Annotated in this window: 21 protein-coding genes; 15 read left to right on the top strand and 6 right to left on the bottom strand. The window is 33.6% G+C overall.

The features are described 5' to 3' along the window. Nucleotides 1-130: 130 nt before the first annotated feature. The 11 genes from nheA to DN393_RS26975 all read left to right on the top strand — a co-directional run bounded on the left by nheA (nucleotide 131) and on the right by DN393_RS26975 (nucleotide 10,965). Nucleotides 131-1,291: a non-hemolytic enterotoxin NHE subunit A gene (nheA, locus tag DN393_RS27025; protein WP_046959101.1), complete on the top strand. Its 1,161-nt coding sequence runs from the start codon at nucleotides 131-133 to the stop codon at nucleotides 1,289-1,291. A 37-nt stretch (nucleotides 1,292-1,328) separates the two neighbouring features. Beyond that, nucleotides 1,329-2,537 carry a non-hemolytic enterotoxin NHE subunit B gene (gene nheB / locus DN393_RS27020; protein WP_064476410.1) on the top strand — a complete coding sequence of 403 codons (1,209 nt, stop codon included), beginning with the start codon at nucleotides 1,329-1,331 and terminating at the stop codon, nucleotides 2,535-2,537. 107 nt (nucleotides 2,538-2,644) lie between these two features. Further along, on the top strand, nucleotides 2,645-3,724 hold the full coding sequence (gene nheC, locus DN393_RS27015) for a non-hemolytic enterotoxin NHE subunit C (RefSeq protein ID WP_064476409.1): 1,080 nt from the start codon (nucleotides 2,645-2,647) through the stop codon (nucleotides 3,722-3,724). A 233-nt stretch (nucleotides 3,725-3,957) separates the two neighbouring features. Beyond that, entirely contained in the window at nucleotides 3,958-4,584 is a 627-nt protein-coding gene (locus DN393_RS27010; protein WP_064476408.1) for a LysE family translocator, read from the top strand. A 368-nt stretch (nucleotides 4,585-4,952) separates the two neighbouring features. Beyond that, nucleotides 4,953-5,900: a sugar-binding transcriptional regulator gene (locus tag DN393_RS27005; RefSeq protein ID WP_064476407.1), complete on the top strand. Its 948-nt coding sequence runs from the start codon at nucleotides 4,953-4,955 to the stop codon at nucleotides 5,898-5,900. 305 nt (nucleotides 5,901-6,205) lie between these two features. Further along, complete coding sequence (deoC, locus tag DN393_RS27000) at nucleotides 6,206-6,877, top strand: deoxyribose-phosphate aldolase (RefSeq protein ID WP_088048516.1); 672 nt, start codon at nucleotides 6,206-6,208, stop codon at nucleotides 6,875-6,877. A 102-nt stretch (nucleotides 6,878-6,979) separates the two neighbouring features. After that, complete coding sequence (locus DN393_RS26995; protein ID WP_064476405.1) at nucleotides 6,980-8,161, top strand: NupC/NupG family nucleoside CNT transporter; 1,182 nt, start codon at nucleotides 6,980-6,982, stop codon at nucleotides 8,159-8,161. A gap of 36 nt (nucleotides 8,162-8,197) precedes the next feature. Beyond that, the gene (locus tag DN393_RS26990) at nucleotides 8,198-9,499 is read left to right on the top strand and encodes a pyrimidine-nucleoside phosphorylase (protein ID WP_064476404.1); all 1,302 of its coding nucleotides are present in this window, start codon (nucleotides 8,198-8,200) and stop codon (nucleotides 9,497-9,499) included. 33 nt (nucleotides 9,500-9,532) lie between these two features. Continuing rightward, a complete protein-coding gene (locus DN393_RS26985; protein ID WP_064476403.1) occupies nucleotides 9,533-9,928 on the top strand; it encodes a cytidine deaminase in 396 nt (131 codons plus the stop codon). Nucleotides 9,929-10,074: 146 nt separating this feature from the next. Further along, complete coding sequence (locus tag DN393_RS26980; protein ID WP_064476402.1) at nucleotides 10,075-10,470, top strand: DUF2871 domain-containing protein; 396 nt, start codon at nucleotides 10,075-10,077, stop codon at nucleotides 10,468-10,470. A 15-nt stretch (nucleotides 10,471-10,485) separates the two neighbouring features. Beyond that, nucleotides 10,486-10,965 (top strand): CcdC family protein, encoded by a 480-nt coding sequence (locus DN393_RS26975; protein ID WP_064476401.1) that lies wholly within the window; start codon nucleotides 10,486-10,488, stop codon nucleotides 10,963-10,965. Between the two features lie 50 nt (nucleotides 10,966-11,015). On the opposite strand, the gene DN393_RS26970 is transcribed toward DN393_RS26975, so the two are convergent. Then, nucleotides 11,016-11,246, bottom strand: a complete 231-nt coding sequence (locus tag DN393_RS26970) for a DUF896 domain-containing protein (RefSeq protein ID WP_064476400.1) — start codon at nucleotides 11,244-11,246, stop codon at nucleotides 11,016-11,018. A gap of 146 nt (nucleotides 11,247-11,392) precedes the next feature. Next, nucleotides 11,393-12,100, bottom strand: a complete 708-nt coding sequence (locus tag DN393_RS26965; protein WP_064476399.1) for an alpha/beta fold hydrolase — start codon at nucleotides 12,098-12,100, stop codon at nucleotides 11,393-11,395. Nucleotides 12,101-12,243: 143 nt separating this feature from the next. Between DN393_RS26965 and DN393_RS26960 the strand changes: the two genes are divergently transcribed. Further along, nucleotides 12,244-13,116, top strand: a complete 873-nt coding sequence (locus DN393_RS26960) for a LysR family transcriptional regulator (protein WP_064476398.1) — start codon at nucleotides 12,244-12,246, stop codon at nucleotides 13,114-13,116. A gap of 45 nt (nucleotides 13,117-13,161) precedes the next feature. On the opposite strand, the gene DN393_RS26955 is transcribed toward DN393_RS26960, so the two are convergent. Beyond that, nucleotides 13,162-13,878, bottom strand: coding sequence for an urease accessory protein UreH domain-containing protein (locus tag DN393_RS26955; protein WP_222654983.1), 717 nt, complete (start codon nucleotides 13,876-13,878; stop codon nucleotides 13,162-13,164). Between the two features lie 15 nt (nucleotides 13,879-13,893). After that, on the bottom strand, nucleotides 13,894-14,877 hold the full coding sequence (locus tag DN393_RS26950) for a F510_1955 family glycosylhydrolase (protein WP_064476397.1): 984 nt from the start codon (nucleotides 14,875-14,877) through the stop codon (nucleotides 13,894-13,896). Between the two features lie 221 nt (nucleotides 14,878-15,098). On the opposite strand from DN393_RS26950, the gene DN393_RS26945 reads away from it, so the two are divergent. After that, entirely contained in the window at nucleotides 15,099-16,382 is a 1,284-nt protein-coding gene (locus DN393_RS26945; RefSeq protein ID WP_064476396.1) for an aminopeptidase P family protein, read from the top strand. Between the two features lie 97 nt (nucleotides 16,383-16,479). Here the strand turns inward: DN393_RS26945 and DN393_RS26940 are convergent, their stop codons facing one another. Then, nucleotides 16,480-17,028, bottom strand: coding sequence for a hypothetical protein (locus DN393_RS26940; RefSeq protein WP_088048519.1), 549 nt, complete (start codon nucleotides 17,026-17,028; stop codon nucleotides 16,480-16,482). 332 nt (nucleotides 17,029-17,360) lie between these two features. On the opposite strand from DN393_RS26940, the gene topB reads away from it, so the two are divergent. Beyond that, nucleotides 17,361-19,505: a DNA topoisomerase III gene (topB, locus tag DN393_RS26930; protein WP_064476394.1), complete on the top strand. Its 2,145-nt coding sequence runs from the start codon at nucleotides 17,361-17,363 to the stop codon at nucleotides 19,503-19,505. A 561-nt stretch (nucleotides 19,506-20,066) separates the two neighbouring features. On the opposite strand, the gene alr is transcribed toward topB, so the two are convergent. Next, nucleotides 20,067-21,182 carry an alanine racemase gene (gene alr / locus DN393_RS26925; RefSeq protein ID WP_064476393.1) on the bottom strand — a complete coding sequence of 372 codons (1,116 nt, stop codon included), beginning with the start codon at nucleotides 21,180-21,182 and terminating at the stop codon, nucleotides 20,067-20,069. Between the two features lie 1,321 nt (nucleotides 21,183-22,503). Between alr and DN393_RS26920 the strand changes: the two genes are divergently transcribed. Next, nucleotides 22,504-23,751, top strand: coding sequence for a DUF4153 domain-containing protein (locus DN393_RS26920; RefSeq protein WP_064476392.1), 1,248 nt, complete (start codon nucleotides 22,504-22,506; stop codon nucleotides 23,749-23,751). The last annotated feature ends 78 nt before the right edge of the window (nucleotides 23,752-23,829 follow it).

Below are 23,829 nucleotides of genomic sequence, written 5' to 3'. Positions count from 1 at the left end.
GTTGGGAGAGATGGTTCGTATATGAATCACGGTAAGAACGTTCTCTATTTTAACCATCTCAAATTACGTGCAAGAAAATAGAATAATAAAATGCGATAGTAATAGTTGCTAATACATAGGAGGAGTTAAAGTGAAAAAGACTTTAATTACAGGGTTATTGGTTACAGCAGTATCTACGAGTTGTTTTATTCCTGTAAGCGCTTACGCTAAGGAGGGGCAAACAGAAGTGAAAACAGTATATGCACAAAATGTAATTGCTCCAAATACATTATCCAATTCAATTAGGATGTTAGGATCACAGTCACCACTTATACAAGCATACGGATTAGTTATTTTACAACAGCCAGACATTAAGGTAAATGCTATGAGTAGCTTAACAAATCATCAAAAGTTTGCAAAGGCAAATGTACGAGAGTGGATTGATGAATATAATCCGAAGCTAATCGACTTAAATCAAGAGATGATGAGATATAGTACTAGATTTAATAGTTATTATAGTAAGCTCTATGAACTAGCAGGAAACGTAAATGAAGATGAACAAGCAAAAGCAGATTTTACAAATGCATATGGAAAATTACAATTGCAAGTACAAAGCATCCAAGAGAGTATGGAGCAAGACTTATTAGAATTAAATCGATTTAAAACGGTATTAGACAAAGATAGTAGCAACTTATCACTTAAAGCTGATGAAGCAATAAAAACACTACAAGGATCAAGTGGAGATATTGTGAAGTTAAGAGAAGATATTAAAAGAATTCAAGGGGAAATTCAAGCGGAATTAACGACTATTTTGAATAGACCTCAAGAAATTATTAAAGGTTCTATTAATATCGGTAAACAAGTATTTACAATTACAAATCAAACTGCGCAAACGAAAACAATTGATTTCGTTTCTATCGGTACTTTAAGTAATGAAATTGTAAATGCTGCAGATAGCCAAACGAGAGAAGCGGCTCTTCGCATTCAGCAAAAGCAAAAAGAGCTATTACCACTTATTCAAAAGTTATCACAAACTGAAGCAGAGGCAACACAAATTACATTCGTTGAAGATCAAGTAAGTAGCTTTACAGAACTAATCGATCGTCAAATTACAACTCTAGAAACGTTATTAACGGATTGGAAAGTTTTAAACAATAATATGATCCAAATTCAAAAGAATGTTGAAGAAGGCACATATACAGACAGTAGTTTACTTCAAAAACATTTCAACCAAATTAAAAAAGTAAGTGATGAAATGAATAAACAAACGAATCAATTTGAAGATTACGTTACAAACGTTGAAGTACATTAAGCAGAAAAATAATTAGCGATATAGGGAGAGAAGAAAAATGACAAAAAAACCTTATAAAGTAATGGCTCTATCAGCACTTATGGCAGTATTTGCAGCAGGGAACATTATGCCGGCGCATACGTATGCAGCTGAAAGTACAGTGAAACAAGCTCCAATTCATGCGGTAGCAAAAGCTTATAATGACTATGAAGAATATTCATTAGGACCAGAAGGCTTAAAAGATGCAATGGAAAGAACGGGTTCAAACGCTTTAGTAATGGATCTGTACGCTTTAACAATTATTAAACAAGGGAATGTTAACTTTGGTAATGTATCGTCTGTTGATGCGGCTTTAAAAGGGAAAGTAATTCAGCACCAAGATACAGCTAGAGGAAATGCGAAGCAATGGTTAGATGTATTAAAGCCACAGCTTATTTCAACGAATCAAAATATCATTAACTACAATACGAAATTCCAAAACTATTATGATACTTTAGTCGCTGCGGTAGATGCGAAGGATAAAGCGACTCTTACGAAAGGGTTAACTAGATTATCAAGTAGTATTAATGAAAATAAAGCGCAAGTAGATCAGTTAGTAGAAGACTTAAAAAAATTCCGAAACAAAATGACGTCCGATACGCAAAACTTCAAAGGTGATGCAAATCAAATTACATCTATTTTAGCTAGTCAAGATGCTGGAATTCCGCTTCTGCAAAATCAAATTACAACGTACAATGAAGCAATTAGTAAATATAATGCAATTATTATCGGTTCATCTGTTGCAACAGCACTAGGCCCAATTGCAATTATCGGTGGTGCAGTAGTTATTGCTACAGGTGCAGGAACGCCGCTAGGAGTCGCATTAATTGCAGGTGGTGCAGCAGCTGTAGGTGGTGGTACAGCTGGAATCGTATTAGCGAAGAAAGAGCTTGATAATGCACAAGCTGAAATTCAAAAAATAACAGGACAAGTTACAACTGCTCAATTAGAAGTAGCTGGGTTAACGAACATTAAAACACAAACGGAGTATTTAACAAATACAATTGATACTGCAATTACAGCGTTGCAAAACATTTCAAACCAATGGTACACAATGGGATCAAAATACAATTCTTTACTTCAAAATGTAGATTCAATTAGTCCGAATGACCTTGTTTTCATTAAAGAAGATTTAAACATTGCGAAAGATAGCTGGAAAAACATTAAAGACTATGCAGAAAAGATTTATGCTGAAGATATTAAAGTAGTAGATACGAAAAAATCTTAATCAAATACGAAGCGTTAGAGCGTTACGTATTGATGAAGGGTTTGAAGCTCCTGTTCAGTTGTGAGCAGGAGCTTTTTATCCCCTTATAAAGAAAATAGGTGAAAAAAATGCAGAAAAGATTTTATAAAAAATGTCTTTTAACGTTAATGATTGCTGGGGTGGCAACGAGTAACGCATTCCCTTTACATCCTTTTGCAGCAGAACCAAATGCAAAGGTGCTACAAGAAAATGCGAAAAACTATTCTCTCGGACCAGCTGGATTCCAAGATGTTATGGCGCAAACGACATCGAGCATATTTGCAATGGATTCATATGCAAAATTAATTCAAAATCAGCAAGAGACTGATTTGAGTAAAATAAGTTCCATTAATAGTGAGTTTAAAGGAAATATGATTCAGCACCAAAGAGATGCAAAAATTAACGCGGCGTATTGGTTAAATTATATGAAGCCTCAAATTATGAAAACAGATCAAAATGTTATTAATTACAATAATACTTTTCAAGCGTATTATAATAGCATGCTAATAGCGATTGATCAAAAGGATAGCGTAAAGTTAAAAGCGGATTTAGAAAAGTTGTATGCGGATATTGTAAAGAATCAAAATGAGGTAGATGTATTATTAAGGGATTTGAAAGCTTTTCGCGATAGAATGGCGAAAGACACAAATAGTTTTAAAGAGGATACAAATCAATTAACAGCGATATTAGCAAGTACGAATGCTGGTATCCCAGCTCTAGAGCAACAAATCAATACATATAACGATTCAATCAAAAAGAGTAATGATATGGTCATTGCTGGTGGCGTACTTTGCGTAGCACTAATTACATGTCTTGCAGGTGGACCGATGATTGCGATTGCGAAAAAAGATATCGCAAATGCAGAAAGAGAAATAGCCAATTTAAAGGATAGAATTTCTGGCGCACAAGCAGAAGTCGCAATTTTGACAGATGTAAAAAATAAAACAACAAACATGACTGAAACAATTGATGCAGCAATTACAGCACTGCAAAATATATCAAATCAATGGTATACAGTAGGGGCAAAATATAATAATTTACTGCAAAATGTTAAAGAAATCAGCCCTGAAGAATTTACCTTCATAAAAGAAGACTTATATACAGCAAAAGATAGCTGGAAAGACGTAAAAGATTATACAGAAAAATTACATGAAGGTGTGGCGAAGTAAACAGTGGACTAGTTCCGCTGTTTATTTTTTATCCTGTTTTTTGTGAGAGTTGGACTTGTAATTTGATATTTAAATTTGTCATGTTTTTTATTCATATAGTTTTAGGGTAATGTTTAATCAAATCGATACTAATACCCTAGATAAACTTCTGATCAAGCTTTTTATATGTAATGTTTTAATGAAAAAAGTTATACTGTAAGCAAAACTAAAAATTGGAAAGGAAATACTAGAACATGGAAAATTATTTGTTATTTATCCTTACAGCACTGTTAATCATAATAATGCCTGGTCCTGGTTTTGCACTAGTTACAAAAAACACTATCTCGCATGGTAAAAATGGTGGGATAAAGACTGTTTTAGGAACGATATCTGGAATGATGATTCATACAATAATGGCCACGCTAGGACTCTCTGCCATCCTAATGAAATTTGCTATGTTATTTACATTTATAAAATATGCTGGGGCTTTTTATTTAATTTACTTAGCTGTAAAGTCAATTAAAAGTGCCTTATATAAAAAAGAAGCTATGTCAGGTTCAGTAGAAATGGACTCTAAGGATATTGGAGCAATTAAAAGCTTTAGACAAGGATTTACTACGGCAATTTTAAACCCAAAAACTGCTGTGTTTTTCCTTAGTTTTTTACCCCAATTTATTGTGAGTAATCAAAATCATTTCCTTCAATTTCTTTTATTAGGAGTCACATTTACGACTTTGACAGCAATATGGTATTTACTTTATATCTCACTCATACGTCAATTAAGAACTTTTCTAAGAAAAGAAAGAGTGAACCGTACAATAGAGGGTATTACGGGCGCAGTATTATTAGTATTTGGAGTGAGGTTGTTTTTCCAAAAATAAATATGTATATGAAAAGAGAAATAATCAATAGTGGTTATTTCTCTTATTTACTTATTCTAAAACTACCATTTTACAATTGATTTCATACCTTCATACAAATTTTACACACGTATCTAATTTGAACTTAAAAAATAAGTTCCTCAATAACCTGACCGGTTTGCTTTATAAGAAAAAATCTTACATTATGAGGGTCGGGCTGATAATCGGTAGGGGGATGGACAAAAAACCATTGATTAAAGTGTCATTGCATACATTAAGTGAAGTAGCAGTATAGGCGGATAAAATTCGGTAGTCGAAATTTCTTGCATAAAGCTGTATAATGCTTGTAACGAAAAGGAAATACAGGAAAGGATATGTAACGAGTTGCTATGGATAAAGATAAACAACAATTAAGCGTTGAAGTTGCAAGGTTATATTATCAGTCAGATTATAGTCAGCAAGAAATTGCTAACAAATTAAATATTTCAAGGCCGACTATCTCTAGACTATTAAAGTACGCGAAAGAAAAAGGATTTGTTCAAATTAGTATAGCCGATCCATTTGCTGATTTAGATAACGTTGGGAATTTACTAAAAGAAAAGTACAACTTGTTAGAGGCACATGTCGTATTTTCTCCAGTGCCAGAATATGCAACGATTACAGAGTATATTAGTAAATATGCAGCTGAGTATATGGGAAAGACGGTTAAAAATGGTGATATCGTTGGTGTAAGCTGGGGAATGACGATGTATGAAATCGCTAGAAAAATTGTACCACAACATGTAAAAGGTGTAGAAGTTGTTCAGTTAAAAGGTGGTATTAGTCATTCAAGTGTAAATACATATGCGAATGAGACTATTGCTTTATTTGCAGATGCTTTTCAAACGACGCCAAGAAATCTACCCCTTCCAGTTATATTTGATAATGCAGTGACAAAAGAATTAGTAGAGCAGGATCGACATATTCATCACATTATCGAAATGGGAAAACAAGCGAATATTGCTATTTTCACTGTAGGAACAGTGAGAGACGAAGCACTATTATTCCGATTAGGTTATTTCGATAAGGATGAAACGAGTTTACTCAAAAAACAATCGGTCGGTGACATTTGTTCACGATTCTTTGATGGGGACGGAAATATTAGTAGTGAAGAAATTAATCAGCGGACCATTGGAATTGAGCTAGAAGAACTGAAATTAAAGAAACGCTCTATTTTAGTTGCTGGTGGTAATAGAAAAATAAAAGCAATTGATGGTGCGTTACGTGGCGGGTATGCAAATGTATTAATTATAGATCAGCATACAGCGAAGGAATTGTTACATTATCAAAAAGATTAGAAATAAAAGGCTTTCTCAAGATTTTAATTTTGAGAAAGCCTTTTATTTTACTATGTATGAATTATGGGAGTGTTTTTGAATACAAATTGCCTTTTTAAAAATAATTATGGATATTGAGATACATACTACCATTGTTAATATAAAAGTTTTCATTTTATATATGAAGTGTTTCTTAGTTAGAATGCGCTTTATTTACTACAAGAGATTCCTTCTAAAAAAGAATGAACAAAATTTCAAAAGTATATTTACATTTGTTCAACTAAGAGTTAGAATGAAGTTGTTAAAAGATATGAGGAGTGAAGATAATGAATATTGCAAAGTTAATTGACCATACAATTTTAAAAGCTAATACTACAAAAGAAGATGTTATGAAAGTAATCGAAGAAGCAAAGGAATATAAATTCGCTTCTGTTTGTATTAATCCTACATGGGTAAAGCTAGCTGCTGAAGAATTAGCTGGACATGGTGTAGATGTTTGTACTGTAATCGGTTTCCCATTAGGAGCAAGCACGACTGAAACAAAAGCTTTCGAAACAAAAGATGCTATCGCAAAAGGTGCAACTGAAGTTGACATGGTAATCAACGTAGGCGCTTTAAAAGACGGTGACAATGAGTTCGTTGAAAAAGATATTTATGAAGTAGTACAAGCAGCAAAAGGAAAAGCTCTTGTAAAAGTAATCATTGAAACTTGCCTATTAACAGATGAAGAGAAAGTACGCGCTTGTGAATTATCAGTAAAAGCTGGTGCTGACTTCGTAAAAACTTCAACTGGATTCTCAACTGGCGGAGCAACTGCTGAAGATATCGCATTAATGCGTAAAACAGTAGGACCAAACGTTGGTGTAAAAGCATCTGGTGGCGTTCGTACACGTGAAGATGCAGACAACATGGTAGCTGCTGGAGCTTCTCGCGTTGGAGCAAGTGCTAGTGTTGCAATCGTATTAAATGATGCAAAAGGTGCTACAGATAACTACTAATCATTAATGAAGTCAAAAGCAATAGATACACAAAATAAAGTGTATCTATTGCTCTAACAATTGAAAAGAATGTAAGCGGATACGAATGGGAGGAGACGGCTTATGAAATACTTAATTGGTATTTTTGGCCTCGTATTGATTTTAGGTATCGCTTGGCTTGCTAGTAATAATAGAAAGAAAGTCAAATATCGCCCAATCATAACGATGGTTATATTACAATTCATTTTGGGGTTTTTATTATTAAATACAAGTGTAGGGAATGTATTAATTAGCGGAATAGCAGATGGTTTTGGAGAGCTATTAAAATATGCCGCTGACGGTGTGAATTTTGTATTTGGTGGATTAGTAAATCAAAAAGAGTTTTCGTTCTTTTTAAGTGTATTAATGCCGATCGTATTTATATCAGCTTTAATAGGTATTTTGCAACATATTAAAGTATTACCTATTATTGTGAAATCTATCGGTCTAGCATTAAGTAAAGTAAATGGAATGGGGAAATTAGAATCATATAACGCTGTTGCTTCTGCAATTTTAGGACAATCTGAAGTGTTTATTTCAGTTAAGAAACAATTAGGCTTATTGCCAGAGAAAAGAATGTATACATTATGTGCATCTGCAATGTCTACCGTTTCAATGTCTATCGTTGGATCGTATATGGTGTTATTAAAACCACAATATGTTGTAACCGCTTTAGTGCTTAACTTATTCGGTGGTTTTATTATCGCTTCTATCATTAATCCGTATGAAGTTACTGAAGAAGAAGATATGTTAGAAGTACAAGAAGAAGAGAAAAAGACTTTCTTTGAAGTATTAGGAGAATATATTATAGACGGATTTAAAGTTGCGATTACAGTAGCAGCTATGTTAGTCGGTTTCGTTGCACTTATCGCATTCATTAATGCAGTATTTAAAGGTGTAATCGGTATTTCATTCCAAGAAATTCTTGGTTATGTATTTGCACCATTTGCATTTATTATGGGTGTACCTTGGCATGAAGCAGTTAATGCCGGAAATATTATGGCAACAAAATTAGTATCAAATGAATTTGTCGCTATGACAGATTTAGCACAAGGCAACTTTAATTTCTCAGATAGAACGACAGCGATTATATCTGTATTCTTAGTTTCATTTGCAAACTTCTCTTCAATTGGAATTATTGCAGGGGCAGTTAAGAGCTTAAATGAAAAGCAAGGGAATGTAGTCGCAAGATTTGGTTTGAAATTACTTTTCGGTGCAACATTAGTAAGTTTCTTATCAGCAACAATCGTTGGCTTATTATTTTAATAGATTCATATCATATAAAAAGGAATGGTGATTGTAATGAGAATGGTAGATATTATTGCAAAAAAACGTGATGGCAAAGAATTAACGACTGAAGAAATCAAATTCTTTATTAATGGATATACAGACGGAAGTATTCCTGATTATCAAGTGAGTGCACTTGCAATGGCAATCTTCTTTAAAGATATGACAGATCGTGAACGTGCAGATTTAACGATGGCAATGGTGGAGTCTGGAGAAACAATCGACTTATCAGCAATTGAAGGAATTAAAGTAGACAAACATTCAACTGGCGGTGTTGGTGATACAACAACATTAGTATTAGGACCATTAGTAGCTGCTTTAGATGTACCAGTAGCAAAAATGTCTGGTCGTGGTTTAGGACATACGGGCGGAACAATTGATAAATTAGAAGCGGTAGAAGGATTCCACGTTGAAATTACGAAAGAGCAGTTCATTGATATTGTAAACCGTGACAAAGTTGCTGTTATTGGACAAACAGGAAACTTAACACCTGCAGATAAAAAAATCTATGCACTTCGTGATGTAACAGGAACAGTAAACTCGATTCCTTTAATCGCAAGTTCAATTATGAGTAAAAAAATAGCAGCTGGTGCTGATGCGATCGTACTTGATGTAAAAACAGGTGCTGGCGCATTTATGAAAACAGAAGAAGATGCAAAAGAATTAGCACATGCAATGGTACGTATCGGAAATAACGTAGGACGTCAAACGATGGCTGTTATTTCAGATATGTCACAACCTCTTGGCTTTGCGATTGGTAACGCTCTAGAAGTGAAAGAAGCGATTGATACTTTAAAAGGTGAAGGTCCAGAAGATTTAACAGAATTAGTACTCGTATTAGGTAGCCAAATGGTTGTACTTGCGAAAAAAGCAAGTACATTAGAAGAAGCTCGTGAAATGTTAATTGAAGTTATGAAAAATGGAAAAGCAACTGAGAAATTTAAAGAGTTCTTAAGCAACCAAGGCGGAGACAGCTCGATTGTAGACAATCCAGAAAAAATGCCACAAGCTAAGTATGTAATTGATGTACCTGCAAAAACTTCAGGTGTTATTTCTAACATTGTTGCAGATGAAATCGGTATCGCTGCTATGTTACTTGGTGCTGGTCGTGCAACAAAAGAAGATGAAATCGATTTAGCGGTAGGATTAATGTTACGTAAAAAAGTGGGCGATGCAGTAAAAGAAGGCGAGCCGTTCGTAACGATTTATGCAAATCGCGAAAATGTAGAAGATGTAAAAGCTAAAATTTATGAAAACATTTCTATCGCTGAAACAGCAGTGGCTCCTAAATTAGTTCATACAGTTATTACTGATTAATCATCATTACATTTACTTTGAGGAGGAAATAATATGGATAAGAAAAAATATATCGAAGAAGCAAATAAGATGTTAGCAAAAGCATATATTCCGTATTCGAAATTTCCTGTTGGTGCAGCATTAGTTACGAAAGAAGGTAAAATCTATACTGGTTGTAATATAGAAAATGCTTCTTACGGTTTATGTAACTGTGCAGAAAGAACAGCGATCTTTAAAGCAGTATCAGAAGGGGAGCGCGATTTTAGTTACTTAGTTATTACAGGCGAAACGGACGGACCAATTTCACCATGTGGTGCTTGTAGACAAGTAATTGCTGAGTTCTGTGAACCGACAATGCCTGTATTACTAACGAATGTAAAAGGTGATGAAAAAGAAGTAACTGTTGAGCAATTACTTCCAGGTGCTTTCTCAATAGAAGATTTAAAATAAGTTGAAAAGCCATTCCGCAATTATTAATTGTGGAATGGCTTTTTTATTTTCAAAAATTGAATGTAATATTTTGTTCATATTCCATTCATAAACTTTGCGTAAAATGATTGCAGTGAATATAGAAAGTTTACAGCAGGAGGAATAAAATGAAGAGATTATATAATGCAGCATTCATTTACTTAATTATCGGTTTATTATCAGGAGTATTTGCAAGAGAGTATACGAAAGCACAAGGAATTAAAGGATCCACAATGTTGCAATTGGTGCATACACATGTATTAGTGCTCGGTTTCGTATTCTTTTTAATTGCTTTAGCTTTATGTAAAGTGTTTCATGTACAAGAAACAAAGAGCTTTCGTGCATGGTTTGTTGTTTATAATGTAGGATTAATTTTTACTATTGCTACAATGCTATGGAGAGGTCTACTACAAGTAAATGGAACTGACTTTAACGGTTTAAGCCATATGGCTGGATTAGGTCATGTTATTATAAGTATCGGGTTCGTTTGGTTTATGATTTTGCTCAAAAAGTCATTTAAATAGATAGGAGTGGAGAATATGATAGCACTTTTATCAAGTATTATAGCGGTTTGTATGGCTGTTGGAGTAATGTTTCTTCGCTTTAAAGCAGCGAAAAAACCGGTAACGAAAAAGAAAATTATATTACCGCCAATTTTTATGAGTACCGGCGCAATGATGTACTTCTTGCCGGAGTTTCGATTAACATCGTTAGAAATAGTAGAGGCGATTAGTATAGGACTTATTTTCTCTATATTTCTTATTAAAACAACTAAGTTTGAAATAAGAAGCGAACATATATATATGAAACCGTCAAAAGCATTCATATTTATTTTAGTCGGGTTATTGGCTGTACGAGTAGCGTTAAAATCATATTTAAGTCAATCAATTGATTTAGCAGAGTTAAGCGGAATGTTTTTCTTGCTCGCATTTGCGATGATTGTATCGTGGAGAATTGCGATGTATCGTTTATATGTTAAATTAGAAAAAACAATAAAAAGAGCTGGAATTTCTAAATAGGAATTCCGGCTCTTTTTATGTTTTATACGATTGTTTGTTTAGCTTTGATTTCATTTGCTTAATTTTAAACGTATTTGAGCATCTTGTAATGCGGCTGGTGTAACGTTAAGACCATGTTGATCAACAATTTTTGTGTTTAATAAAATGGAATCTAAGCTTCCACGAAATGTTTTTGTATAGTTTTGACGCAATATTTGTTGTTCTTGTTTTTCATCAACTGTTAATCCAGATGCTTTTTCTTTTTTTGATAATTCGTTAATACGGAATAAAATGTTTTTCATTTCTTTCACCTCTAATTTTAAATTAAATTAGTTACTTACTAATTTATAGTTATTTTAACTTTTTTATATGAATATGTCAAGAAGGGTAAAAGAAAAGTAGACACCCGTATTACAGTAAGTGGGTGTCTACAAGGAAAATATAAAGCTTAGCTTAATTCATGTAAGTGACTAACAAGTTCTGATGTTTTAGAGAAGAACGGTGAATGATCAGCTTCTAAAGTAATAACCTTCGCGCAAGGAGTTTCTGTATTCATTCGGCGCTGAAAATCAATTGGAATCGCTCTATCTAGAGTTGTTTCAATATAAATGCGATCTATAGTTCCGAAGTTTTCTTCAGAAATTTTTAGCTCTTGTTGAAACGGTCCTAGTGGCTGAGGACGCATTTGTTTGAAAGAAGATTCTTTAATAGCTGCATTTTTTGTAGCATTTAAAAATGTTTGTTCAGTCAACTCTGGTATAAGTTCTGCAGTCATGTCATTCTCATTAATTGAGAATTGTGGACCAGCTTCACCATCTAATTTACTACCAAGACTTTCTCCGTTTTGTGGTAAGAATGCGCAAAGATATACTAATTTATCGATTTTATTTGGTATAAGTTCAGCTGTTTGCGTAATTACAATTCCACCCATACTATGTCCAACAAGAATAACTTTTTCATTTTGTTGATTTATAGTAGCTGTTACTGCATTAACATAAGAATCTAGCGTTATATTTTGTGATGGAGTCATATCTTTTCCACTTCCAGGTAAGTCTAGTGTAACAACTGTATGTCCGAAAGCCTTTAGTTGAGGTTTTACTAATTCCCATGCCCATTCACCTTGCCATGCTCCATGTATTAAAATGTAAGTACTCATTTAATCAACACTCCTCTAATGTTTATATGCTTTATTTTTTCGTAATATTGATGGTGTATAATTAGTGTATCTGAAGTGGTTTGATAAATATAATGAAGGATATTTATAGATGATATAAATATCTTTTATATAAGGAGAACAGAATGAACGTTTTTGATTTTAAAGTTTTTAAAAATGTGGCTCGGTTGAACAGCATTAGTTTAGCAGCGAAAGAATTACATATGACACAGCCCGCTATAACTCATATCATAAACAAATTAGAGAAACGATATGCTTTAACTTTATTTGATCGCTCTAGACAAGGAACGATGTTAACTGAAAATGGAAAGGAATTTTTAGTTTGTGTAGATCGACTTCTAATGGAGTATGAAAACCTTGAAGAAACAGTTTTACAATTAAAAAATAGAAGCTTGTATAAGATTGTACTAGCTACGTATCCTTCCGTTACTGTATATTGTTTGGCGGAGTGTATCCAACTAGGTAATATTGATCAAAGTCAGTACGTGCTTGCAGTTCGAGAAGGAAGCTATCAAGAAGTATTAGATTGGCTGTCTTCTGGAAGTGCTGATTTTTCTATTTCTATAAAAGAAAATTTAATACCAGGATTTCATTATGAAGTTATTGGTGAAGATCCTTATGTTATGGTTTCTTCAAAGACTATTCCACCTAACCTTACTATTAAAGAGTTGAAAAATTATCCTTTTATTATGCCGCTTTCTGGTTGTAAAGAAGTACTTGAACCATATTTGATGAAAAATGAAATAACAGTTAATAAAGTGATGGAGTCAGAGTCAATTAGCTCGGCATTAGCACTTACTTTACAAGTTAACGGTATAACAATCGTTCCGTTATCAGGACTGCATAAACAAATCATTCATGACTTTATCGTGCAACCGATAGAAATTAAAATTCCACGACAACTTATTATGCAATGGTCACCTAAAAAAGAGAATGATCCGCTGTTCTTAGAATTTGTTAAGAATTTACTAAATCAACTACAACAAAAGAAAAAATGATACAAAAGGTAAGCTCATTTCACTGAAGCTTACCTTTTGTATATATTACCAATAAAGAGTAGTATCATAAAGTCCGATGAATATCAGAAGAACACCGGTTATAAGCTGAATAATTTTCCCTATTTTTCGGCTCTTTTTCAATAATGCTCCGTTTAATCCGAGGTAGAAGATGATGAACATAAGGACAACGATTGGTAGAGCAGTTCCTATTGAAAAGAATGTCGGAAACAAGTACCCATAATTAGATGATAAAGATAAAGGGATTAACGTTCCGAAAAATAGAACGAACATAGTTGGACAGAAAGCTAACGAAAAGAAAAATCCAAGTAAAAATGAGCTGACTTCACTTTGTTTTCGTATAAATTTGATCGAGAAGAAATTTCTGCTCTTTATAATACCTGCCAACATTAACCCCATTAAAATTAATAAAGGTCCAATTATTTTTCGTAACCACGGGAAGTACAAAGTTAATATTTGCTGAAACTCTTTTCCTAAGAACCATACGAATAGTCCAAGCGTTGTAAAAGCTATTATTTTTCCTGAAATGAATAACAATATATGTTTCCATGCATGTCCCTTTTGTAAAGATTGATTTCCATAAAGTGTAATAGCGCTTATGTTTCCTGTTAATTGGCAAGGAGCAAGGGTACCTACTACGCCAAATAAAAATGCAAATAAAAGAGGTACTGATTTCGTAGCATTCGCGACATCCATTAAAGGAGACATGAGTTGGTAGCTCCATTCACTAATTGTTGAAAACACGTTATATTCACCTTTCTAATTAAATTGGAATGCTCCCTCTTTCGTAATCTGCTTCCACGTTTTACCCTCATCTGTAGAAATGAACACATTTGCTTTCATTGTAGCAAATACTATTTCAGCTGAATTTTGAGGGTTTTGTGATATGTACATAATTGTATCTTTAGAATCTAAAGATGGAGTTTGTATGTTTGTTTCTTCATTTGTAGCAATTGATTTCTTCGTTATCATTTGCTTATTGATAGGGGCGTAAAAAACATCTTCATTACTTAATGTAACTGCTGTCGATTCAAGTGATGTAGACAATAGTTCAAATGTATTTCCGTAATCTGTAGATAAGTAAACACCATCTTTAGCACTTACCGCGACTACACTAGATTGATCAGGGTGTACGGAAAAGGAATGAATTGTACTTGAAAGACCTTTTAACTTACTATTTTTCCAATCTTGTCCGTTGTTCGTACTGAAATAAAAACCTTGTTGTAATTTAGAATTTGGACGCTCATTGTATAAATAAATTGCTTCCGTATTATATCCAACAGCAAGGTTGTGAAAATCAGATTCTCCATAAAACGCTAGCTTCTCGAGGGTATTACCGCCATCAGAACTTTTCATTAATCCTAAAGGATTTTTTAAATTTGCACCTGGTTCAGGATGGCCGCTGGCAAAGAATCCGTTCTTCGTTGCCTGAAACCCCATATAATCATGTAGCTCAGTCTTAGTTTCAAGCCATTTTCCATTTTGATAAACTTTTATCCCGCTATGAGTGGCGATAGAAACCCCAGGCATATTTCCTGCATAGCCAATTCCGTGAATGTGCTCGATTTTTCCAAATGTAGTTTCCTTATAGAAGTTTTGCGGAATTGTATTTGCTGTTTCTGTATGTTTTGGCTGAGATTGCACCGTGTCTTTCTTCACTGGTGCTGTTTCGGCGTTGCTAGAACATCCTGTAATGAACAATAAAGAAGTAATTGCTAATCTTGTTGCTACATAATGTTTCAAAGTAGTAGCTCCTTTCCTATATATGAGATTTTAAGTATATGGAATAAATGTCAAGAAATTGTGGAGTGGTATGCATAATTTCGATTGTAAGTGGCCCTAGTAATGAAAAATTTCCTTTCACTATGAGTACTATTAATTGACGAAAAATTATAACAATAATAGAATGAATTGTATTGGGTAATTAGATTTACCAGTATACATAGAACGCTAGGGGGAATATTATGAAATCAACATTTTTTGCTCAAAATAGAGAACGATTAGTAAACACATTACCAGATGAATCTATTACTATTTTATTTGCTGGACAAGCACCTCATATGTCAGCGGATGCACATTATAAATTTGTGCCGAATCGAAATTTTTACTATGTAACAGGAATCGAGGAACCAAATGTTATTTTCATGTTGAAGAAGTTTGGAAATAGTGTTGAAGAAACACTGTTCATTGAAAAATCGGATCCAGTCATGGAAAAATGGGTCGGTAAAACAGTTTCTAACAAAGAAGCAGAGAAAATTTCAGGTATAAAGAAAGTTGTATATTTAGATAGCTTTGAAAAGACAATTTCAAATATACTTTTTACAGAAAATGTGAAGCATCTATATTTAGATTTAGAGCGTCGTGAGTGGAATGGTACGGAGACCAAAACGCATGCTTTTGCTAAACATGTAAGAGAACAGTATCCACACGTTTTAATTGGTAATGTATATCCGAATATTTGTGAATTACGAGTGTTTAAAACAGAAGAAGAAGTTGAAATTATTAAAGAAGCAATTTCTGTAACGAAAGAGGGCATTTACAACGTACTTAAGCATGCAATAGCTGACATGATGGAGTATGAATTAGAAGCTCAGTTTGATTTCACACTGAAATCATCTGGCATTAAGCATCATGCATTCAATACAATTTTGGCAAGTGGAAAAAATGCTACAGTTCTTCATTATGAAGACAATGATGCACAAATTCAAAATGGTGATTTAGTACTGCTAGATTTAGGCGCTCAAAAAGACTACTATAACGCTGATATTAGTTATACATTCCCGGCAAATGGAACATTCTCTAGTCGCCAAAAACAAATGTATAATATTGTATTAAAAGCATTGAAAGAAACAACGGAACTCATTAAGCCAGGAGTAAAGTTTGCTGCATTAAATGAGCATACAAAAAAGGTACTAGCAGAAGAGTGTAAAGAAATTGGCTTAATTCAAGAAGACGAAGAGTTATCAAAATACTATTATCATGGTGTTAGCCATTTCCTTGGTTTAGATACGCATGATGTAGGAACATATAAAGATAGAGTGTTAGAAGAAGGTATGGTAATAACAATTGAACCTGGTCTTTATATTGAAGAAGAATCAATTGGAATTCGTATTGAAGATGATATTCTTGTAACGAAAGACGGACATGAAAACTTGTCAAAAGATATTATTAGAGAAGTGGAAGAGATTGAAGCGTTTATGAGAGAAAATAATGTGAATGTAAAAGAAGATGAAGTTGTTACGAAATAATGATCGGGAAAGACGCTCAAGTTTGAGCGTCTTTTTATTTTGTTCATTTTAAACCGCGATATTTCCTCGAAAAGCATCTTCAATTATATTCCAAATGTCAATGTATTATATGTTGATCATGCCCGGACGAAGGTGGGGGAGTATGATCTGGGAATGTCACGAATACGGCAACGATAATTACCACACTAATTGATAGTAATAACAAAAAACGCCGTTGAATAAAAGTAGAAAAAGTTTCTGATAAAAGTTGAATCATACATGACATAGTTATTGTTATCGTAAGTAAAAGACTAATAAACAGTATACTATGAGCTTGTTGAGCGTTTAACATTTCTGTAATCATTGCTCCCATCATACTTGCCATTAATCCAGAGAACATTCCTTCTAAAGCAGTAAATAGGTGAAACCGTAGACCGACTAAAAAACCGATACAACTACTAATCAAAATCGCAAGCAAAGTAGAATATAGTAATTCACCTTTAAAAAGAATACCTAAATAAAAACCGATACTTAAACCCGTACTCATACTAAAAGACATAATAAATACCATATACTCCATTAGGGTACCCTTGAGTTTAGATATATATGATGTAATAAGAATCGAGATACAACAAAGTGTTAAGGCGGTTAATGTGTAAGCGAACATTATGATACCTCCCTGTCCTATCATTCATTTCATCATATGTTCATATGGAGAGTACTTATGCTTATTTATATCTGCATATTATCTGCACAATTTCATAAATGTAAGCAAGAAGGCTTCTGATTTTTTGGGACGTCTTTTTAATTATGAGCATGTGAATGTAAGAGTTAAATGAAGAGTTTCTATTGTGAAGCCATAAAGAATAAGCGTATAATATTATAGGTCTCCCATTTGCGAGACAAACCGCGAATGATAAATAAGATTGTTGTTTTATCATCGCCTCTAAACAGATAGACAATGAAAGTAACACTGGAATACAGATAGGGAGTTATAAAATGAAATTAATTATTGCCGAGAAACCAGATCAAGGTTTGGCTCTTGTTTCACAATTTAAATATCGCCGGAAAGATGGATATTTAGAAGTAGAAGCGAATGAGTTATTTCCAAATGGAGCGTACTGTACATGGGCAATTGGTCATTTGACGCAGTTATGTAATCCAGAGCATTATCACGCAGAGTGGAAAAAATGGTCACTTAATACGTTACCGATGATTCCAGAGCGTTTTCAATTTGAAGTAACAAAGTCGAAGTATAAACAGTTTAACGTTGTGAAACAGCTGTTACATAATCCGGGGGTAACAGAAATTATTCATGCGGGCGATGCTGGGCGTGAAGGGGAATTAATCGTACGAAACATTATTAATCTTTGCAACGTGCAAAAGCCGATGAAGCGTCTTTGGATTTCATCTTTAACGAAGCAAGCTATTTACCAAGGGTTTAAAAACTTGCTTGATGAATCAGATACAATTAATACGTACTATGAGGCGTATACAAGGTCATGTGCGGATTGGGTCGTTGGTATGAATGCATCGCGTGTCTTTAGTATTTTGCTAAAGAAAAAAGGAATGAACGATGTATTTTCAGCTGGTCGTGTACAAACACCGACACTTGCATTAATTGTAAAGCGTGAAAAAGAAATAGAGAACTTTAAGTCAGAGCCATTTTGGGAAGTGTTTGCAACCTTTAATATAGAAGGAAAGAAGTATGAGGGGAAATGGGAGAAAGACAATGAATCTCGCTTACAAGACCCTGATATGGCAAATAAAATTGCAGCATTTTGCCAAGGGAAACCGGCCGTAGTAAAAGAAATGAAAACGGAGCGTAAAGAGTTTCAGCCGCCGTTTTTATTTAATTTATCAGCACTGCAAGCGACAGCTAATAAAGCTTTTAAATTTTCACCGAAAAAGACGCTTGATATAACACAAGCACTATATCAAAAAGGGATAGTTTCTTATCCGCGTTCGGATTCTAACTATGTTACACAAGGAGAAGCAGCGACGTTCCCTGATATTTTACAGAAGTTAAGTCAATTTGATGAATATAAAGGTTTATTACCAGCTCCAGTTGAATCGATTATGAATAATAAGCGTTATGTGAATGAAAAAAAAGTTACAGATCACTACGCTATTATTCCGACAGAGCAAGTTACAAATCCAAGTAAACTATCAGGTGATGAAAAGAAAATTTACGATATGATCGTAAGAAGACTGATTGCGGCGCATTATGAAGTAGCAATCTTTGACTACACAACGATTACAACTCTTGTAGACGAACGTGCTGAATTCATTTCAAAAGGAAAACAGCAAATTCAAGAAGGTTGGCGTAAAGTTATTTTCCAAGACGATAAAGATGACGAAACAATTCTTCCAATTGTCGCAGAAGGTGAACAAGGAAAAGTTGTAAAGGTGAAAGTGAAAGAAGGAAAAACACAGCCGCCGAAGCGTTATACAGAAGGACAACTTATTACGTTAATGAAAACGGCCGGTAAGTATTTAGAGAATGAAGAGCTGGAGAAAGTATTAAAGAAAACAGAAGGTTTAGGTACAGAGGCAACGCGTGCAGGTATTATTACGATGCTGAAAGACCGTAAATATATAGATGTGCAGAAGAACCAAGTGTATGCAACCGATAAAGGGAAAGTATTAATTACCGCAATAGGAGACAAAATATTAGCTTCACCAGAAATGACAGCGAAATGGGAGCAGCGCCTTGCGGAAATTGGTGAAGGCACAGCTTCACCAGCTACATTTATGGAACAAACGAAAAAGCTATCAGCTAAAATTATTGAAGATGCGGTAGAAATGTCGGAGAAATGGGATTTCACTGGATTACATGTTGAATCAATTGAACGAAAAGGATCGAAATTTACAACAGGTAAAAAGGTAGGTAGCTGTAAAAAATGTGATGGCGATGTGATTGATAAGTCAACGTTTTACGGTTGTTCTAACTACAATACGACGCAATGTGATTTTACCATCTCAAAGAAAATATTAAGCAAAACAATTTCGCAAAAAAATATGACAAAGCTCTTAAAAGGTGAAAAGACCGATTTAATTAAAGGCTTTAAAAAGGGCGAGAAAACATTTGATGCGAAGTTAGAGTGGAAAGATAATAAGATGAATTTTGTATTTGAGAATTAAGTGGTGTCAATAAATAAAAAAGTTCTTTCTTGAGTAAAAGCTTCTGTAACAGACTAGGTTTGAAAAAATATTTATAGAAAAGAAAAAGCATGACAAATTTATGTCATGCTTTTTCTACAATTAGTCAAGCTATATTTATCTGGAATATCTGGGTATGAAGGTGCATTGTATATGGTGGAAACAATTTTCCACCATATTAATTTAATATAGCTTGGTCCAATTGAAGTGTCCAAAAGGAAAAATTAATTAGACTGGGGAACAATTAACTAGGCTAGAGGAAAATCAGAAGGAAATAATTTTCCGTTAATTCTGTTAAAATTCTGATTTGAACATTAAATAAAATCTCATGAATGGAAGGCTTGATTTCAAAATAAATTATATGAATGGGAGTGTTGTAAATTAGGTAGAAGTATAAATATTAACAAAGAACATGTTTTGAATAAAGCTACGTATTTATTCTGGAAAAAGGGTTATGAAGCTACATCCATTTCATATCTTTTCAACATAGTGACCTAATACATAACAATTGAGATAATTATGATAAATACTGTCTTTAGCTGGTTATTTGTAAATTCTAGGAACTCTCTGACCCAAGTTACAAGCAACTTCATACGATATGGTTCCTAACATATTTGCCACTTCATCTAATGATATGAAATAATCCCCTTGACCTCCATAAACTACCACTTCATCACCAATATTTACATCCTTAATATCAGTAACATCAATCATACAAAAATCCATACATATTCTACCAAAAACAGGAGCTATTTGTCCGTGTATAAGGACATAAGCCGTTCCAGATAATCGCCTCGAATACCCATCTGCATAACCAATTGGAATAGTTGCAATAATTGCTTTATCTCTTTCAACGCTAGTTGCTCCATATGATACGCCATCTCCCTTCTCAAGTGTCTGGATATAGATGACTTTGGTTTTTAACTGCATTGCTTGTTTAAGATTAACTTTTGTTTTATTCACCTCTTTAGATGGATAAAGGCCATACATTGAAATACCAATACGAACCATATCGTAGGTCATATCTGGCATTTCTATTGTTGCAGCACTATTGGCAATATGAAATATGGGAATAGAAACTTTTTGTTTCTCCAATTCTTCCAATAACCTTCTCCATCGGTTCTTTTGCTTTTCTGCATACCGTATGTCGGCTTCATCTGCGGTAGCAAAATGCGAGTAGACTCCTTCTAGATAAAGGCCATCCATTTTTGACACGATATGGATAAAATCACTTGCTCCTTCTGCTTGAAGTCCCAATCGTCCCATTCCTGTATCGACTTTGACGTGAACCTTTGCCTGTTTTCCTAAGATTTGCCCAGAATTTGATAAAGCTTCTGCATGTTCCATATCAAAAATTGATTGTGTTAAATCCCAATAAACAACATGATTCGATGCTGATGGAGGTGTGTATCCAAGTATAAGTATAGGTGCCTGAATATCTGATTTTCGTAGTTTAATAGCTTCTTCTAAACTGGCCACCGCTAGATAATCCACTCCACTATTAATCGCTTTTTGGGAAACCTCGACAGCACCGTGCCCATAACCATTCGCTTTTACGGTGGCCATTATTATTGTTGAGTTAGGTATTATTTTTCGAAATTCACTAATATTATGTGAAATATTACTAAGGCTAATTTCAGTCCATATTGGTCTATACATCATTTCCCCCCACTTTAGGTGAATTTTCAATGATCGTTTCAAGTAGCTCATTAAACCGATTGCCCACTGATTGTGAACTTTTTAAGAGCAGACTTTTTTTCGTCTTCCTAGGGAATTAATTAACTTCCAACACATAAGGGAGACTATACAGGACGGCCGTCTGTAAGCTTAAAGGCGTTAAACACTATATTCATACCATTGCTAAAATTTTTACATACCTGCACTAATCCAAAAAGGTCCACACAATAAGTATTTTTACGGTCTTATGGTAGGGTGTGGAACCACCATGATAGATGGTAGCTAGAAAATATGATGGTGGGTCATCCCCCTTTAGATTAATTAAATTCAAATAAATTGTATAAGGAGTTATTCTATTAAATGGCCCAATTGTTAAATAACATGACCAGCATTTTTTAAACAAATTTATTATGTTTTAAAAGAATTTATTGTAAATTAAAATTCTTTTTTATCTCTGGACATTTTCATTTTCTCTTACATTTTGAAACTTTGAGTTTTGTTCTTCATCTTAAATATGTGTTAGAAAATAAATTTAGTAATAAAAGAGCTACTATTGCTAAAATAAAAATGTTAACGAGCCTATATCAAGGGTTGAAACCAGAAGTAGCGAAATACTTAGAAGAAAAAGTCTACTTTCATAATAAACAAATTTCTAATGTGGTAAATAAAATGTGATTATTTTAAAAGATACTGATTCATAAAAGAGTAGTAAAAAGCAAATCGAAGTTGCTGTTATCTTATTTAAAGTGGATGAAAATATATAAAGGAAGATTAGATATTTTAGGATTGCTTAGAGTTTATTTTTGGCTAGGAAACTTATATATTTATCATTATTATTTCGTGAGTCATAAGGTACATTTTACAATTTACAGGTGAAAAAATATTCCTTTATAGGTGAAGGTACTTTTTATGTCAGGTATTTTAATTTTAAAAAACTATGAAGCATAAAAATTCGGAAGAAAAAGTTCTTTACTTTGGGACAAGTGGTTTCAACAAATAAAAAAGTATGCCAATTAAACTGTACCCTATAGAGTAGACACTGAAAAAATCTATTTTATAGGGAACTTCTTTTATATAAAGGGAAAATAAGGAATTAGAAAATGGAAATAAGCAATTAAGAGCACAACCGAAAGTAGCTTACACTAATATTTGTGAAAATATGCAATAAAAATATCGTATGAATTAATAAAAATTTATTGTAAAACGATAAAAATTATATTAAAATCAAAAACATAATAAATAAGTGTGGTGCTTTTTATGGAAAAGGTAACAACTTTATTTTTTAATTAGAGGAGGTATAAATATGGACATTAACAATTTGATTATTGAAAATATGGATAATCCTCATGAGTTGGAGAGAATGTATAGAAAAGACCCGAAAGCTTTTAAAAAGTCATTCTCACAAGCATGGGATAAAAATCCTGATTCTCAGGTGCTAGCTGCTTGGTATGAAAGGTTGCATTTCAAGGAGACGGCAGATAAAGAAAAAATATCGCTGTTTCAAAAAGGTTTCTTATTCATGGGCATGTTAGCTATTCTAGCTGGGCTAAGCACTAGAATCATTTTCCACTTTGTCGAGCAGGAAGCAATTGCTCCAATTAACTTGGCTTTTGGTGTAATTCCCTTTATTGCTGCTTATTTTATTTACAATAATACTCCGAAAAAAAGTATTATTTATTTCCTTGCAGCGTTGTTCCTAATTGCCGGGTTGTATCTTAATATGTTGCCATTAAATTATAAAGACAGCAGTATCCTTGCGTATTTACATCTTCCTATATTGTTATGGGTCTTATTGGGACTTGCGTTTACGGGAAATGAATATTCAAAAGGCAGTACAAGATTAGCTTATATTAAATTTAATTTAGAATATTGTCTTCTCTACGCGAGCATGGCAGTGAGCGGAATGATACTAGCAGTATTCACCATGAAGTTATTTAGCTTTGTTGATTTGGATATAGGAGAATTCTATTTTAGTAATGTTGTATTATTTGGAGCTGCCGCTCTCGCTGTAGTTGCTGCATACTTAGTATCATTGAATCTTAAACTTGCTAAAAATATTACACCATACATATCTAAAATTTTTAGTCCTCTCGTCCTGATCACATTGTTTATTTATCTTATAACGGTAATTTGGGTCGCGAAAAATCCATTCTTGGATCGTGATTTCCTAATGGCCTTCAACGTAATACTCCTTGGTGTATTGGCTGTTACTATATTTTCTATCGTTGAGAGTGATTCAGACGAGAAAAAGAGCATTTCAGATTATATAAATTTTGCCTTAATTGTTCTGGCGCTTATTATTGACACTGTCGCATTATCAGCTATCGTATTCAGACTTTCTTCTTACGGGATTACACCTAATAGACTTGCTGTTTTAGGCGTAAACATACTGATTTGGGCAAATCTCATTTGGATTATGTTTTCCTATATGCGTTTTCTACAAAACAAATCAGGACCGACAGCTATTCAAGATGCTGTTACGAAGTATTTGCCAATCTACGGACTTTGGGCAGCTTTCGTAATATTTACTTTTCCTATAATTTTTAATTAGAAAGACATAGTAAATGTAACGACAAGCTAATTTTCTATCACGTATAAAATCCTTAGAGTCGATAATGATCGTTACTTC

Source organism: Bacillus sp. BPN334 (assembly GCF_008368885.1).
GTDB classification, from domain to species: domain Bacteria; phylum Bacillota; class Bacilli; order Bacillales; family Bacillaceae_G; genus Bacillus_A; species Bacillus_A wiedmannii.
The sequence above is the reverse complement of the archived record's forward strand: the minus strand, read 5'-3'. Positions and strand labels throughout refer to the sequence as shown.

Excerpts from the sequence above, each read along its gene's own strand:
- DN393_RS27005 (WP_064476407.1), top strand. The coding sequence starts at position 4,953 with ATGGATAAAGATAAACAACAATTAAGCGTTGAAGTTGCAAGGTTATAT.
- DN393_RS27010 (WP_064476408.1), top strand. The coding sequence starts at position 3,958 with ATGGAAAATTATTTGTTATTTATCCTTACAGCACTGTTAATCATAATA.
- DN393_RS26990 (WP_064476404.1), top strand. The coding sequence starts at position 8,198 with ATGAGAATGGTAGATATTATTGCAAAAAAACGTGATGGCAAAGAATTA.
- deoC (WP_088048516.1), top strand. The coding sequence starts at position 6,206 with ATGAATATTGCAAAGTTAATTGACCATACAATTTTAAAAGCTAATACT.
- DN393_RS26920 (WP_064476392.1), top strand. The coding sequence starts at position 22,504 with ATGGACATTAACAATTTGATTATTGAAAATATGGATAATCCTCATGAG.
- DN393_RS26975 (WP_064476401.1), top strand. The coding sequence starts at position 10,486 with ATGATAGCACTTTTATCAAGTATTATAGCGGTTTGTATGGCTGTTGGA.
- DN393_RS26985 (WP_064476403.1), top strand. The coding sequence starts at position 9,533 with ATGGATAAGAAAAAATATATCGAAGAAGCAAATAAGATGTTAGCAAAA.
- DN393_RS26940 (WP_088048519.1), bottom strand. The coding sequence starts at position 17,028 with ATGTTCGCTTACACATTAACCGCCTTAACACTTTGTTGTATCTCGATT.
- topB (WP_064476394.1), top strand. The coding sequence starts at position 17,361 with ATGAAATTAATTATTGCCGAGAAACCAGATCAAGGTTTGGCTCTTGTT.
- DN393_RS26980 (WP_064476402.1), top strand. The coding sequence starts at position 10,075 with ATGAAGAGATTATATAATGCAGCATTCATTTACTTAATTATCGGTTTA.
- DN393_RS26960 (WP_064476398.1), top strand. The coding sequence starts at position 12,244 with ATGAACGTTTTTGATTTTAAAGTTTTTAAAAATGTGGCTCGGTTGAAC.
- DN393_RS26965 (WP_064476399.1), bottom strand. The coding sequence starts at position 12,100 with ATGAGTACTTACATTTTAATACATGGAGCATGGCAAGGTGAATGGGCA.
- nheB (WP_064476410.1), top strand. The coding sequence starts at position 1,329 with ATGACAAAAAAACCTTATAAAGTAATGGCTCTATCAGCACTTATGGCA.
- DN393_RS26945 (WP_064476396.1), top strand. The coding sequence starts at position 15,099 with ATGAAATCAACATTTTTTGCTCAAAATAGAGAACGATTAGTAAACACA.
- alr (WP_064476393.1), bottom strand. The coding sequence starts at position 21,182 with ATGTATAGACCAATATGGACTGAAATTAGCCTTAGTAATATTTCACAT.
- nheC (WP_064476409.1), top strand. The coding sequence starts at position 2,645 with ATGCAGAAAAGATTTTATAAAAAATGTCTTTTAACGTTAATGATTGCT.
- DN393_RS26995 (WP_064476405.1), top strand. The coding sequence starts at position 6,980 with ATGAAATACTTAATTGGTATTTTTGGCCTCGTATTGATTTTAGGTATC.
- DN393_RS26970 (WP_064476400.1), bottom strand. The coding sequence starts at position 11,246 with ATGAAAAACATTTTATTCCGTATTAACGAATTATCAAAAAAAGAAAAA.